Origin of the sequence: Pasteurella skyensis (genome assembly GCF_013377295.1) — a bacterium.
GTDB lineage: Bacteria > Pseudomonadota > Gammaproteobacteria > Enterobacterales > Pasteurellaceae > Phocoenobacter > Phocoenobacter skyensis.
In genome coordinates, this window is sequence record NZ_CP016180.1 from 1,403,245 (window position 1) to 1,419,240 (window position 15,996).

The 15,996-nt window shown below is 32.6% G+C and carries 9 protein-coding genes and 2 pseudogenes; 3 read left to right on the forward strand and 8 right to left on the reverse strand.

Features of this window, described 5'->3' with window-relative positions:
- Nucleotides 1–123: 123 nt before the first annotated feature.
- The gene (gene rng, locus A6B44_RS06755; protein ID WP_090919163.1) at nt 124–1,599 is read right to left on the reverse strand and encodes a ribonuclease G; all 1,476 of its coding nucleotides are present in this window, start codon (nt 1,597–1,599) and stop codon (nt 124–126) included.
- 172 nt (nt 1,600–1,771) lie between these two features.
- On the opposite strand from rng, the gene ycaO reads away from it, so the two are divergent.
- The 3 genes and pseudogenes from ycaO to A6B44_RS06770 all read left to right on the forward strand — a co-directional run.
- A complete protein-coding gene (ycaO, locus tag A6B44_RS06760; protein WP_090919160.1) occupies nt 1,772–3,535 on the forward strand; it encodes a 30S ribosomal protein S12 methylthiotransferase accessory factor YcaO in 1,764 nt (587 codons plus the stop codon).
- Nucleotides 3,536–3,748: 213 nt separating this feature from the next.
- Nucleotides 3,749–6,562, forward strand: coding sequence for a tetratricopeptide repeat protein (locus tag A6B44_RS06765; protein ID WP_090919157.1), 2,814 nt, complete (start codon nt 3,749–3,751; stop codon nt 6,560–6,562).
- Nucleotides 6,563–6,793: 231 nt separating this feature from the next.
- Nucleotides 6,794–7,699: pseudogene (locus A6B44_RS06770) on the forward strand (IS256 family transposase, variant Zn-binding type); the annotation flags it as partial.
- Between the two features lie 59 nt (nt 7,700–7,758).
- Here A6B44_RS06770 and A6B44_RS06775 read toward each other — a convergent pair.
- From A6B44_RS06775 to A6B44_RS06805, 7 genes and pseudogenes are all read right to left on the reverse strand, one after another.
- The gene (locus A6B44_RS06775) at nt 7,759–8,349 is read right to left on the reverse strand and encodes a 5-formyltetrahydrofolate cyclo-ligase (protein ID WP_246253100.1); all 591 of its coding nucleotides are present in this window, start codon (nt 8,347–8,349) and stop codon (nt 7,759–7,761) included.
- Nucleotides 8,350–8,377: 28 nt separating this feature from the next.
- On the reverse strand, nt 8,378–9,517 hold the full coding sequence (locus tag A6B44_RS06780; protein WP_090923266.1) for a 3-phenylpropionate MFS transporter: 1,140 nt from the start codon (nt 9,515–9,517) through the stop codon (nt 8,378–8,380).
- Nucleotides 9,514–10,332: a pyrroline-5-carboxylate reductase gene (proC, locus tag A6B44_RS06785; RefSeq protein WP_090923268.1), complete on the reverse strand. Its 819-nt coding sequence runs from the start codon at nt 10,330–10,332 to the stop codon at nt 9,514–9,516. The genes A6B44_RS06780 and proC overlap by 4 nt, the downstream gene beginning before the upstream one ends.
- A 165-nt stretch (nt 10,333–10,497) precedes the next feature.
- Nucleotides 10,498–12,123, reverse strand: coding sequence for a phospho-sugar mutase (locus A6B44_RS06790; protein WP_090923265.1), 1,626 nt, complete (start codon nt 12,121–12,123; stop codon nt 10,498–10,500).
- A gap of 173 nt (nt 12,124–12,296) precedes the next feature.
- Nucleotides 12,297–12,700 (reverse strand): annotated as a pseudogene (locus tag A6B44_RS06795) (pyrimidine dimer DNA glycosylase/endonuclease V).
- 97 nt (nt 12,701–12,797) lie between these two features.
- The gene (locus tag A6B44_RS06800; RefSeq protein WP_090923256.1) at nt 12,798–13,925 is read right to left on the reverse strand and encodes a restriction endonuclease subunit S; all 1,128 of its coding nucleotides are present in this window, start codon (nt 13,923–13,925) and stop codon (nt 12,798–12,800) included.
- 17 nt (nt 13,926–13,942) lie between these two features.
- Nucleotides 13,943–15,982, reverse strand: a complete 2,040-nt coding sequence (locus A6B44_RS06805; RefSeq protein ID WP_090923255.1) for an HsdM family class I SAM-dependent methyltransferase — start codon at nt 15,980–15,982, stop codon at nt 13,943–13,945.
- Between the last annotated feature and the right edge of the window lie 14 nt (nt 15,983–15,996).

Consider the following 15,996-nt stretch of genomic DNA (forward strand, 5'->3'; position numbering starts at 1 on the left):
TTGAGGCATAATATAAAAACAATTGGGCAAGATTTTAACAGATTTATGGAAGGTTGTAAGCGGTAAGATGTTGATTAAAATTTGCAAATTATTGTTAATATCTTACCGCTTGATAGTTTACTTTTACATTACAATTACATCAAACTGCTCTTGGCTGTAAAAAGGTTCGATTCTAACTTCGATTTTTTTACCAATGAACACTTCTAGTTCTGCAAGTAAGGCGTGTCTTTCTTCGTTAATCAAGTAATCTACTACATTTTTTGAGGCATAAACCACGAAGCGTTCTGCTGAAAAGAGATGATGCACTCGTACAATTTCTCGCTGAATTTCATAACATACGGTTTCAACCGTTTTTTGTACGCCTTTTCCTTTACAAGAGGGGCAATCTTCACACAAAATATGTTCTAAACTTTCTCTGGTTCGCTTACGAGTCATCTCAACTAGCCCGAGCTGAGTAAAGCCGTTAACATTTGTTTTTACTCGATCCTTACTCAATGCCTCTTCTAGTGATTGCAATACTCGTTGTTGATGCTCTTCATCCTGCATATCAATAAAATCAATAATAATGATACCGCCAAGATTACGTAGTTGTAGCTGATGAGCGATGGCTTTGGTTGCCTCAATATTAGTATTAAATACGGTTTGTTCAAGATTACGATGCCCAACAAAAGCACCTGTGTTAATATCAATGGTGGTCATTGCTTCAGTTTGATCAATAATTAAATAGCCACCAGATTTTAGATCAACACGTTTTTCTAACCCTTTTTGAATCGCTTCTTCTACACCATAGGCATCAAAAAGAGTCTGTGTGCCGTTATAAAGTTCTACATTTTGTGCCAATTCAGGCATAAATTCTGTTAAAAACTCTTTCACTTGCTCATAAATTGTTTTTGAGTCAATAATAACGGCACTAATTTCTGTTCCAACAAAATCCCTTAATACACGTTGTGCTAAAGCCACTTCACCGTAAATCATTGATTTGGTTTTGTATTTTGATTTACGCTCCATAACTTTACGCCATAAGCGTTTTAAAAATACCACATCTTGTTGCAAACTACCTTCTGAAACATCTTCAGCAGCCGTACGAACGATAAAGCCTCCCAGTTCGTCACAATAAGGCTCAACCAGTGCTTTTAAACGTTCTTTTTCTGATTCACTTTCAATACGTTGTGAAACGCCCACGTGACTGTTTTCAGGCATAAAAACCAGATAACGAGAGGGTAAAGTAATGTCAGTGGTTAATCTCGCTCCTTTTGTACCAATAGGATCTTTAACCACTTGTACAATAATGCTCTGTCCTTCTCGCACCAATTCACTGATATCTTTAACAATAAATTGTTTCTTTTCACTTTCATCAATACATTCAGTGTGAGAAACAATATCAGAAGCGTGTAAAAAGGCGGCTTTTTCTAATCCAATATCCACAAAAGCTGATTGCATACCTGGTAATACTCGGGTAATTTTTCCCTTATAAATATTCCCAACAATACCCCGCTTTGATTCTCGTTCAATATGAACTTCTTTTAAAACACCATTTTCAACTAATGTTACACGAGTTTCACTTGGTGTTACATTGACTAATAATTCTGCACCATTCATTGTTCTATTCTTATTTAAAAAACTAATCTTCTAATTTTAACACTAAATATCATTATAGAGAGTAAAATTTACTTTGTATCTCACAATAAATTTGCTAATCTGCGATCCGTTTCACATAATTTTAATATATTGTAGATGTAATACCCAACTTCTACTAATAGGACAACAATCAATGACAATTCAAACCTTTATTTTAGGTAAAGACAAAGCGTTAGAAGACAGTATTAATACTTTTCAACATAAATTAACTCAACTTGGCTTTGATATCGAAGAAGTCTCTTGGCTCAATCCCGTACCTAATGTGTGGTCGGTGCATATTCGTGATAAACATTGCCCACAATGTTTTACCAATGGCAAAGGGGCAACTAAAAAAGCGGCATTAGCCTCTGCACTAGGGGAATTTTTTGAACGTCTTTCAACTAACTATTTTTGGGCGGATTTTTATTTAGGTCAGCAACTTGCAAACAGCGATTTTGTGCATTATCCCAATGAAAAATGGTTTGCAATTGAAAATGAACAGCAACTACCAAGCGGTCTGTTAGATCCTTATTTATGCAATTATTTTGATCCTGATAATGAACTCACACCAGATCTATTAATTGATCTACAATCTGGTAATGAAAAGCGTGGTATCGTCGCACTGCCTTATACTCGTCTTAGTGATAATAAAACCATTTATATTCCACAAAGTATTGTTGGTAATTTATTTGTATCTAATGGAATGTCTGCAGGTAATACGAAATTTGAGGCTCGTGTACAAGGGCTTTCAGAAGTTTTTGAACGCTATGTTAAACATAAAATTATTACCGAAGCCATCAGCTTGCCAGAAATTCCTCAAACCATTATAGATAGTTATCCTAATATCAAAGCGTCAATCTCTAAACTGGAAGACGAGGGATTTCCAATCCTTTGTTTTGACGCCTCATTAGGTGGGCAATTCCCTGTCATTTGTGTGATTTTATTAAATCCACACAATGGTACTTGCTTCGCCTCGTTTGGTGGACATCCTAATTTTGAAGTCGCTTTTGAACGTACGGTAACCGAATTATTGCAAGGCAGAAGTTTAAAAGATTTAGATGTTTTCACTCCGCCCTCTTTTGATAATGATGATGTGGCAGAACATAGCAATATTGAAACGCATTTTATCGATTCAAGCGGTCTGATTTCGTGGGATTTATTCAAAAAAGATCCTGATTTTGATTTCCATCATTGGGATTTTTCAGGCTCAACCCAACAAGAGTTTGATAACCTAATGGCAATATTCAACCACCTTGAACAACCTGTTTATATTATGGATTATGAGCATTTAGGAGTTTATGCGTGCCGAATTTTAGCCCCGAGTATATCTAATATTTACCCTGCTGATGATTTAATTTATGCCAATAATAATATGGGAATGCAGTGGCGTGAAATTTTATTAGATCTACCCAATTTTCATCATAACAAAGCCACTTATCAAGAATTACTAGAGCAACTTGACGAACAAGGTATTGATGATTTCACCCGTGTAAGAGAGTTTTTAGGCATAGCCGCAAATAAAGGTTCAGCACTACAAACCCTACGTATTGGTGAACTAAAATCAATGCTCAACCTCGCCATTGGCAACTTAGAAGAGGCACTAGATTGGGCAAACTGGACAATGGATATGAACGCAACAGTATTCACTCCAGAAAGAAACAATTACTATCGTTGTTTAATTCAATCTATTGAACTCTTTTTAGATAAAGAGCGAGAGCCTAAACAATATCAAACTGTCTTTGAAAAAATGTATGGAAAAGAGACGGTGGAATTTGTTTGGAATGCTGTTGCTGGGGGAAATCCATTCTACCAATGGACAGCCTCTGATGAAAATTTAACAGGTTTAACCTCTCATCAAAAATTACTTGAAGCGTATGCAAAAGTACAAAAAGCAAAGGTAAATCCGATTCAGAACTAGTGTTCCAATTCCAATGAAGCGGTAAGATATTGATCAAAATTTGCAAATTTTTGGTTTTATCTAACCGCTATACTTTATGCAACATAGAGTTTCACCTAAATTGTGTATCATAAAAAAACTTGAAAATCATATACCACATAAGTTACCATCAATAACAGAACATTACACTCATAAAAATTCACCTTTAAACTATTCTGTAAAGGGAGTAATACGATGAAATGGCTACTAGAACCACTAGAACAATTTAAAAGTATAATAGACATAATAAATTGGTTAGAACAAACTCAAGATAAACCTATTGTGCTATTGTTTATTATTATTGCTATCTTCTACATAGTTTTTCCTATCTGCAAATGGCTTTTCAAATTATTTATACGCTTCGTAGAAAAGGTGATTCTTTCAACATTAACCAACTGCCTGAAAACTCAAAAAGAAAAAAAGAAAAAGCCTCTGAATAAAAATATCGGTTTTAAAGGTTTTAACAGTTTATACCCTCCTCCAACTCATTCCATTACTTTACACAGTTATTTATACGATGAACAACAAACATATTATGGATGGAAAGCATACCAAAAAGAAAATCCACACAATTTTACTGGTGATAAAACATACCTAAACGATGAATTACTTTTACTTAAACAACTATGTGCTGAAAATGCTCAACCCTTATTACTTATTGGAGAAGGTGGTTGTGGTAAAACACGTTTATCCTTAGAACTTGCCCGTAATATAAATTCACTACCTGAATATAACAAAAAATGGGTTGTATATAAATCCCCACAAAAACTTGAAAAATCCTCATTAGATGAATTAATAACACGAGCAAAACTACATAAAAAGAAAATTGTTTTAGTACTTGATTATATTGATACACTATCTGGTGATCTTGATTTTGATGAACTATATAATCAGTATATGGAAGCCAACAGTGAATATAACCAATATATCCGTTGGATACTTACTTGTCGTAGTAGCTATTTTGATGATGAAAAGAAACCCTCAAAATTAAAAATAGAAAACTTATCTGTAATTAATTTAAGTGCTAATGACTCTTGGCTTAATGGCTGGAGAAAAAAAGCTTGCCAATTTATCTATAGTGATAGTGACAATAATAATGATAGTCCTATCTTAGCTGTTATTCAAAAGTATTTAAAATATCAAGAAATACCTATCGAATTTAGCTCTGATTGTTTTTATGATATATGGCGAATCTTAGACAGCAGCCTTCCTCAGGAAATGCAAAATCATTATAGTATTGCTCAATTAACAATGTTATTTCCACTTAGTGCTGAAATTGTAAAAACATTAGATCCTAACATTCAAAATATTATTACTCATTGGCAAAAAGATGGTTGGTTACATAAGGAAAATAATCTTTATGCTCTAGGACACGATACATTATGTGATTATTCTGTTTTATATGAATTGAAAAAGAGTAAAAATCCCAAAGTCACTTTAAATGACTATTGGCTATACTCAAGACAACACCAAGCTGAACACAATTACTTCGTTGCCTTAAGACGTACACTCCCAATTATGGCAATGCACTTTTCCCTATATGCATTACTTCTTGAAGATAATATAGCGCAATTAGAAATAAATAATTCAGATTTTATTACCAATAATCTAGAACAAGGTAACTTATACGCTATGGCACTAATGTCAGTAAGTCTAATATTTAAAGAAAAATGGAGAATATTTACCTATACTTTATCCTCATATCAAATAAAAGCATTAAAAGAAGCCTTTGATAATGAAAAAAATAAATTTTCAACTAAACTAAAATACAGTAGTCAGCTCTATATATTAGCTATAACTTCCTTTCCATATAGTGCTTTTTTACGTGCTTACTACGCTTTTTTAATTTCTGGCAATACCACATCAACACTTCACAATTATCTTAACTTAGAAGTGAATCTTAATTACAATAAAAATGAATTACAAGACATTTATTATTTACTACAGAAAGCCAATATAATAAATGATAAAAAAAGAGAAAAGAAATTATCACACTCAGAAATATTAGAAATAGATAAAAACGTTGCAGAATTAATACTTACTGCATATCAACAATTAAGCAAAATGTATCAATCTTCAGATATACTACATTCAACAGCTATATATAATTTAGCATTCTGTTATGGAGAACGTAACCCAGTAAGGGATAGTCAACAAGAAATTGATACTCTCGAAGCAATAAAACAACAATATCAAATAAATGAAAATGAGGAAATTCAAATACTATGTGCTAACGCTATGTTTGATTTAGCACTCTGTTATAGAGAACGTAATTCAATAGGTGATAGTCAACGAGAAATTGATACTTACGAAGCAATAAAGCAACAATATCAAATAAATGAAAATAAGGAAATTCAAATACTATGTGCTAACGCTATGTTTAATTTAGCACTCTGTTATGGAGAACGTAATTCAATAGGTGATATTCAAGAAGCAATTGATACTTACGAAGCAATAAAACAACGATATCAAAAAAATAATAATGAGGAAATTCAAATACTATGTGCTAACGCTATGTATAATTTAGCTGTCTGCTATACACAACTTAATCCACCTAATATCAAACAAGCTATTGCTACTTACGAAGAATTTAAGTATCTTTATAAAAAAAGTAAGAATGAACAAATTATATATCAATATACACAATTGGTAGAAAACATTGCTGAACTATACCTTCTTCAAAAAAGTTTTGAGCTTTCTATAAAAAAAGCAAAACAAGCAGAAACACTAATGATACAGCTTAATAACGATACATATAATATTGCTATTATGTACTTTATTCGCTATTTGGCAAATGATAACAATATTACTCTCTACTCTATTCTAGAGGTTATTAAACAATATCCTGCTATCAATGGATATAGCTGGAATTTTAAAGAAATAATATTTTATATACAAAAAGCTAATTGCGAAAAATCTTCACAGGCAATGCTCTTTATTGACTATTTTTCTGGCAAAATAGATATTAAACAATTAGAAAATTTCTTAAAAACTAATATGCAAAATTGAGAGCTAATATATTGATTAGAATTTGCAAAAAATGATTAATATCATATCGCTATAAGATAGGAAGAATTGACATAAAGGACAAAAAGTACTTTAGTAAAAATAATATTTATTTTTTACTTACCTAAAACAATAGGCATAGTAGACAAAATAGTTGGTAAAAAATGGGTTAAAGCTTTATATTACTGTGCTTTAGCCCACTTTTTTGAAAATGAATAAAAAACTTGTCCTTTTTGTCATAAAACGAATATTCACAAATATGGTACCCAAAATAATGTTCAACGTTATAAATGCTCTATTTGTAATAAAACTTTTACCTTCAAAAAATCCTTAAATTCAAGCCAAATTTGGCTAGATTACACAGAAGGTAAACAAACCTATAAGCAACTAGCAATTAAATATAATTGCTCTGTTAGAACTATTCAAAGATATGTTTTAAAAGCCCCTAAAACGCCATTAAATATCCCACAAAATAATAAATTGAACTTAATGATGGATACCACTTTCTTTGGTCGAAATTTTGGTGTTCTCGTTTTTATGGACACTTTATCAAAGAAGGTAATTTATCATCAAATTGTGACAACAGAAAAAAATCTTTATTATCTATTAGCAATGAATAAATTAAGAGAAAAAGGCTATATTATTCAATCTATTACTTGTGATGGAAGACGAGGATTATTAAGAGATTTTTTAAATACGCCTGCACAACTTTGCCAATTTCATCAAATAGCAAATGTAATAAGGAAATTAACAAGGAACCCTAAATCTGAAGCGGGAAAAGAGCTAAAAATATTAGTTAAAACATTAAAAAATAGCTCTAAAAACGAGTTCTATATTAATTTACATTATTGGTATTTAAAACATAAAGAATATTTAAATGAACGCTCCGATAAAATAAATGAAAAGGGTAAATATCCTTTTAAACATCGTAATATAAGAAGTGCTTACAGGAGCTTAAAATATAATATGGATTATTTATTTACTTTTGAAAAATATCCTGAATTAAATATAGAAAAAACAACAAATAGGCTTGAAAGTTTATTTGGAGAACTTAAACGAAAACTATCTAATCATAATGGTTTAACCAAATACCATAAGATTATGTTTATAAAAGATTTTCTAAATAAAAGGAGTTGGTAATTATTTATAAAATAATAAAAACCAACTCATTTGTCTACTATGGGCATAGCTCCTCAAAATTACCAACTATTTTGTCTACTATGCCAAACAATATAATCCAACGGCATATCCCAACTTTCAACAGGTAGTTCTTCTACTTGTTGGCACTGATGAGCCAGTCCTATACTAATTAAATTGGAAGGTGCTTGAGCAAAGGTTCGGTCATAAAATCCGCCCCCCATTCCTAAGCGATTGCCTTTTTTATCACAAGCAACTAAGGGAGCAAAAATGATATCTAATTCACCTAATGGCAATACTTTTCTCACATCTAATTGAGGTTCAATAATACCAAAGCGGTTAGATTTTAAAGACTTTTTGCAATTTTTATCATACTCAAGGAATAATAAATGCCCTTTTGAAAAAGGGTGCAATACAGGTAAGTAAATTTGTTTGCCCTGTTCTAATAATTCATCAATCAAGGGTAAGGGTGAGATTTCACCATTAAATGGCAAATAAAAGGCTAATTTTGTTACATTATATTTTCTAATTAAAGCTAAAGCAGGTTGAATAATACTTTGTGCTGCTTGATGTTGTTGCTGTTCTGATAACCCACATCGTTTTATTCGCATTTGATTGCGTAACTGCTGACGTTGAGTTGCACGATCTATCATATTCATTACCTTAATTCTGCTCTTTTATCTAATATTTCTTTGGTACAATCAATATCGCAGGAGCAACCAATATTGCCATTAATATAAAACTCCAACTTGGTGAATAGCCATACACAGTACTAGAGAAAAACGTAAATAATGCAGTGATTCCACTAAAACCTAATCCGAAATATAGCCCTTGTAACTTAGGAATTGTTTCTGAAGGCTGGTTTGAGATGTAACGAATCATTGCAAAGTGAGTTAAACCAAAAGTGAATGCGTGTAATATTTGTCCACAAGCCAGTAGAATAACATCTGTCGTAAATGCGTATAAAACCCAACGAATAATCGCACATAATGTTGCAATAATAATGAGATGATGTACTTTTTTACTACTAAACACTTTACCTGAAATAAAGAATACGCCGACTTCTGCAGCAACTGATAATCCCCATAACAAACTAGAGGTTTGTGGAGAAATTCCCTGCGATTTCCAATAAATAGTACTATAAGTGTAATAAGTAGCGTGTGTAGCCTGAATAAGTGATGTCGCAATTAACATTCGTAAAACGGTGTTATCTTTTAACAATGATAGATAAGTCACCTTTGAAGCGGTCTGTTTTTGTTCAGAATTTACAAAATTGCAATTTGTTCCCAACATCTGACCGCTTGTAAGAAAGATCAAAAAACCAACAATTAACCAAATAATTGTTTGTTCACCAAATAAACCAACAACATAACCTGCGACAAGAGAGCCTACAACAAACGCAATTGATCCAAATAAGCGTGTTTTTCCATAATCAATTCCCACTTGCTTTTGCCAAGTGGAGGCTATTGCATCACCAATCGTCATTGAGCCACCATTTACGATATGAAACAGAGCAAAAATAGGGACTAATGTCCAAATTGAATCAACAAGATACGCCATCATTACAGTAGCAATAAGGGTCACAATAGAGAGTAATCTAGCAACATTGAGTAACTGCGTTGGTTGAGTGACAATTTGAGGTGTTAAGAGGCTACCCAAAAAGCGAAATAAATAACCAGATGCAAGTAAAAAACCAATAACTTCACTAGAATAATCATTATTTTCTAACCAAATAGGAAAAAATGGCATTAGTACACCATAAGCACAAAAATAACCAAAAAAGTTAAATGATGTCCATTGGAAAGGTGAAAGTTTTATCATAATGATTTTTCCATCTCTTCCGCTCGTTTAATTGCTGCAAGCATCGCATTATCAACAGTTTGTAGTAAATGGTGTTGTTCAAAAATCGCTAAAGCCTCAGCCGTTGTTCCTCCTTTTGAAGTGACATTTTCTCGTAATTGAGAAAGTGGAGTATCAGGCTTACTTTCTACTAACTTAGTAGCACCCAATGCTACAGATTGCACTAAATAACGAGCATCTTGCTCACTAAATCCCATTTTAATTGCTGATTGTTGCATTGCCTCCATAAAAAGGAAAAAATAAGCAGGACTTGAACCAGTAATTGCAATAATTTGATTTAATTGATCTTCTGTTTTTACCCAATAACATTTGCCAACAGCTTCCATCAAGGCTTCAGCAAACTCACAAGCGGTACGATCCGTAGAAGATTTTGCAAATAATCCTGTTACTCCTTCACCAATTAATGAAGGAGTATTGGGCATTGTACGAATAATATTTTTTGCACTAGGCAACAATGCTTCTAAACGATCTACCGAAATACCTGCCGCAACGGAGATAACCCACTTATCACTAAAATCTAAATCTGAAAATTCAGCACAAACAGCACTCATTACCTGTGGTTTCACCGCTAAGATAACAACATCAGCTTGTTTCACTGCTTCACTATTACTCAAATTTACAGTAATCCCCAATTCCTCTAATTCCTTACGGCGAACTTGATTACTTTTATTACACGCAATAATTTTTTCTGATAAATAACCATTTTTAATTAAGCCACTCATTATCGCAAATGCCATATTTCCAGCACCGATAAAGGCAAGTTTTTTGTTTTTCATCATAGCTTTTGTATTCCTATACCTTGAGAATTAAACGAATATTAGCACTTTTAGTTAGAAACTTTAAATAAAAAAATCTACACCTTAATTTGTTGATTATTAATCAAACTTTTAGGGTGTAGATTCAATGATTGACGCTATTTAAAATAAAGTCAGTAAGACGAATTAAGCAATACTAGTAGCAAATTTATCCAAATCGGCTTTTACTTTAGCACAAATTTCTTTTGCTTCAACCAATGTTTTACCAGTAGTATCTAAATACATTTTCAATTTAGGTTCTGTGCCTGATGGACGGAAAATAACACGATGTCCACCAGCAAGATGGAACACTAAAATATCATTTTGTTTTTCAGTTTCTAAATGATCAATATATTGCTCAACTGCAACACCACCTAGCTCTTTAAATGGATTTGCACGTACTGCTTGTTGAATACGCTGAATACGACTTAAGTCTTCAACACGAATACTTAATTGATCGCTATTTGCTGCCCCAAAAGTATCCATAAATTCTTGACGATATTGTGCGAACGTTTTACCTTGTGCTTTTAAACTATTGATTAAGTTTAAGAAACAGGTAATCGCTGAAATACCGTCTTTATCGTGAGCTTCAGTTGGGTTTACAAGATAACCTAATGCTTCTTCAAAACCAAAAATTAAGTGAGGAATACGACCGATATATTTAAAACCTGTTAAGGTTTCCTGATGTTCCATACCACAAGATTTAGCAATATTTCCAAGTAATGGACTAGATACCAAAGAACATGCCAATACCCCTTTTCTGCCTTCCGCTTGAGCTTGTTGTGCAATAAACCAACCTAAGTATAAACCGACTTCATTACCGTGCAATGTTGCCCATTCGCCTTTTTCATTCGCTACTGCTACAGCCAAACGGTCTGCATCAGGATCATTCGCTATAATAAATTCCGCATTAACTTCTTTTGCTTTCGCAATCGCTAAATCTAACGCCCCTTTCTCTTCTGGGTTAGGGAATGCAACAGTTGGGAATGTTCCGTCTGGTTCACATTGTTCTAATACTAAGGTTGGTTTTGGTAAACCTGCTTTGTCTAACACACTTAATAAAGTTTCTTTACCCACACCGTGCATTGCTGTATAAACATAACTTAAATCTGTTGCTGGAGCAGTCACTAATTTTGCCGTACGCTCAATAAATTCATCAATCACAGCTTGATCGATCATTTTATAATTTGTATCACGTGGAATATCATTTACACGTTGATTATCTGCAACCCACTGAATTTCTTCAGCAATCAATTTATCATTTGGAGAGATGATTTGAGCCCCATCATCTTCACCGCCTAAATAAACTTTATAACCATTATCTTCTGGAGGGTTATGACTTGCAGTTACCATCACACCTGCACTTGCCTGTAATTTACGCACCGCAAATGCTAATACTGGCGTTGGGCGTAAACTTGGCATAAGCTGAGCTTCAATTCCTACTGCTTGCATAATTTCAGCAGTATCTTGTGCAAAACGTAATGAATTTTTACGACCATCATAACCAATCACAATTGTTGGATTTTTTTCTTTTTTCAATAAGAAACGAGCTAACCCAGCCGCAGCTTGGCAAACTAGCACACGATTCATACCCATTGATCCCGCTTGCAATTTACCACGTAACCCAGCTGTACCAAATTGTAAACGATCTGAAAAACGAGCTTCTAACTCTTTAACATCATTCTGATCAATAATCGCTTGCAACTCTGCTCGAGTCTCTGCATCAGGATCTTGTGCTAACCATTGTTGTGCAATACTCATAAAATCTTTCATATTGTTTTCCTTTTTTGTTAAAAAATGTGATTAAGACATTCGTTGGATTATAAACGAAAATTTGTGTATTTACCCCATTATTTTGGGATATTTTGATTTTTGTCATAGGAAAGCGTTTGCTCAATTAAAGCGTATTTTCCAAAAGCATAATAGTAAGAGTTATCTTTAAGCGGTTAGATTTTTGTTATTTTTTGCAATTCGATCCGAGCTGTAAATCTTGGTTTTGTAGGCATTCTTTCTAAAATTCTTGCTCTATTTACAGCAATCGCATTCACGGTCGGAATGTAATCTAGCCATAAACTTTCATCATCTGGTAAGTTTTCTGGCCAAATATAAGTGACATTGAAATTTCTCGCTTTACATTCCTCATATAAATCTTGATAACGTTTTTTTAAGAACGTCAATTTATTAAAGAAAAAACGAACGTGTCCTGTTCCAAGTTTATAATCTTCTGGCATTCCAACTAAATTATATTTTTCTTTTGCAACAGCATTAGGAATACGAGTAAGCTCTCTAAACTCTGCGAGAAGGTGTTGATCGCAGAGTTCTTTGGGGGGATAAGGTTTATTCTTGTCATAGTTAATATTTTTTTATTCAAATAGTTTTTAAGCGGTTATATTTTTATAAAATTTTACGATTTGTAAATTATTTAATAAAAATAACCGCTTTATCCATTAAGAGCTAATAACCTGTTTAGTTAATGCTCTTTTCTGTTCTGAATATAAAACAACATCTTTTATTACAAGTTTTTGAATGGCTTTGATAAAGATTTCCATTATTTGGTAATTTGGCTCATTGTCTAATAATGGTAATTGTATATTTAATTCATCTGCATCTTTTGCATAAAAGTTTCTTGAATAACTAAATTTATTCGTATAAGAAGATTTATGAATAGCTGTTGTTACAAAAATAGATGAATGTTTTTGTAAGTTTTCAGTATGAACAACTGCGATATGATCATCTCCACCATATTTGTAATTTCTATATTTTGCAGATCCAAACATATCAATAGTTGTAGTATTCTCTGAAAAAATATGAACATCATTTCCTATAGAATCAGATATTCCTGTATTTGCCTCTCCTGCTGTAACAAAAGGTAAAGTTCCTTTTATTCTATCATCACTTTTTAAGCGTCTGCCTCTTGTAGATTTTCCAAATAATTTTTCTAAATTAAACTCGCCCCACTCAATTTCATTTTGCTCAAAAGATCGTAAAACATCTTTTTCTTCTTGGGTTAAATGGTAATCTTTTAAATTTGTAACGCTTAGGTAAGCCTCTAGCTCCGCTAGATGGCTCGCCTCTAGCTCCGCTAGATGGCTCGCCTCTAGCTCCGCGATAAATTTTTCCATAAAGGAAAAATTTATCGAACCATTACTAGTAATGGGAAGCGTGATTTTAAACTGTTTAATATCATCTAATTTATATCCCCCCTGTTGCCCATCATATAAAGAAACAAACTTTTGTAAATTTGAAATAAAAAAATACGCAATTCTTTCATTCCATTTTTCAATAATTTCCTTAGGGGTTAATTTATTAATATTCTGAGAACAATAATATGGCTCTTTCTGATATTTAACATACTTATAATTACCAATAACCGTTGCAGTTATAGTAAAAGGTTCATTTGGTTTAAAATTCCTCTCTTGGATTTTCCCTTGAATACCATTGTTTTCAAAAGTTCGCCCTACAAAATTTATTCCTGTTTCTGTAAATTCTATCGCATTACTATCTAATGATCTTGTCCCTACAACATTAAATAAATTTTGTACTTCAAACTCACCCCACTCAACATTTTCTAACATTTTATTAAGTGGGGCATTTATTTTCCCAAGCTGTCATTTCCTTGATTTTTAAGTAAGTTTGACACTTCCCACGCTAAATAATCACTCACCGTCTTTTTGAAATCTTCAAGGGTTGGCTTGGTATCAATAGGGGCTGATTTATTCCAATCTGCTCCATTTTCAGGATCGATGGTATCTTCATAATATTCTTGCTCGGTAAAAATATTTAGCTTAGATTTACCAAATCTCACAAGATTAACTAGCTCTGCATAACGCTCTTTTGCCCTATCCGTATCTTTTAAATTGTTACTTGCTTTTTTACGGTTCGTTCTTGTGTAGCCATCATTTGAAAAATCAATAAATTTAACCATTTCATCTTTATTGTGTTTTTCATTGACTCTGAACACATAAACATAAGTTTGTACGCTTGATTTTCCGACAAATAAATCAATCGGCATTTTAATACTCGCTAGTAAAGTATTTCTTTGCAAAATTCTCTTGTTAAACTCAACCGCTTTACCACTTCCTGCACTACCTTGAATAATAATTGACGCATAACCTTTACTCATCATAGAAAGCGCCTTTTCCACAAAATTCATACCATTTCCACTTGCAGAATAAGGTGGGTTTAGAATAAACGCATCAGCAGGGAATGCAGTGTCTGTTTTACCAAAGCCATATTTTCCATCAAAGTCAATTAAAGAGTCTTTATTAAGAATGTTTGAACTGCCATCGCCCATTAAAATCATATTTAATATCGCAAGCATATAAACACTAGAAAGTAGTTCTAGCCCTAATAACTGCTCTGCTTTTATCATCGCTTCTTTTTTTATGAGTTCATTTGGTGAAGTAATGGTATTTTTTGCATCAATAAGCATTTCATTCATCGCTGCAACTAATAAACCTGCTGAACCTGTCGCAAAATCCCACACATAAGAATCTTTATTCACTCGTGCAAGTTTCACCAAAAGTGTGGCAACATAAGATGGCGTTAAAACAACATCATTAAGTTTATCTTGTGAAAACCCAAGCCAACCATACATTTCGTTGAATAATTTTCCTGTAAAATCAGTTGTTAAACCAATTTTGTAATAAATGCCTAAATCATCAACAATTTTAGAAAACACGCGTTTAAGCTGAGTTTCTCCATCTTTAACTTTGTTGATATTATCTGTCAAAAGCGTGTTTGATAATGTTCTAACAATCAGATCTTTTTTATCTTTTGGAATATTCTTTTCATTTAAGAAGGCATTGATTTTTCGCATTATAATTTCGCCATCAGTATTACCTGCCTCACTTGATGATTTTAAGTCTGACTTTTCAAGAGGTGCAACTTTTCCTGCAACACCTAAGGTTGCAATAATAGATGCGGCTACTAAATAAACACGATCATTTTCTCCCAAGCCTTTTTCTTGTTGATAAATATCATTGTTAAGTTTTACTAAACTTGCATCAATTTCTTTTTCACGCTGTGATTTTAATAATTCAAGCTCTTCATTTGAGAGCATAAGTTTTTTAACTTGCTCAATAAACGCATCAAAATTATTATCAGCTAAAAAAGATAAATCTGAAAATTCGCCCACTTTTTGCCCAATACCTAAATTAGATTTAGATACATAGTACACGCCAATTTGATGAATAATCTTACCGCTTTCATCTTTGTAGCCTGTCATACCGATCGAGATAATATCGGTATAACTTGTATGATGTAAAAGAGCATTAGCATAATGAATCGCACCATTGACCGCATAATCTTTAATATTTTTAAAATTAGGCTGATTTTTAGCAGTCATATTATCAACTTGATTATTGGCATTTAATTTTTCAAGTTTATCTTTATAGCCTTTATATTCGATCAAAATAGGATAAAAATCTAAATTTTTATCTTGTTTGAGAAGTTTTGCATCAGGACGATTTCCGCCTTTCCCACCATTTTTCGAATGATAATCATCAAGAGCATTATCTATTTCTGTATTTAAACTTTCTTGTTCTAATTTATAGTCTAAACCGTATTCTTTTAACCACCCATTTGCTAAATCTGCAATATTTGGTTCTATTGATTGTATTTTCTTTGCCATTTTATTTTTCCTTA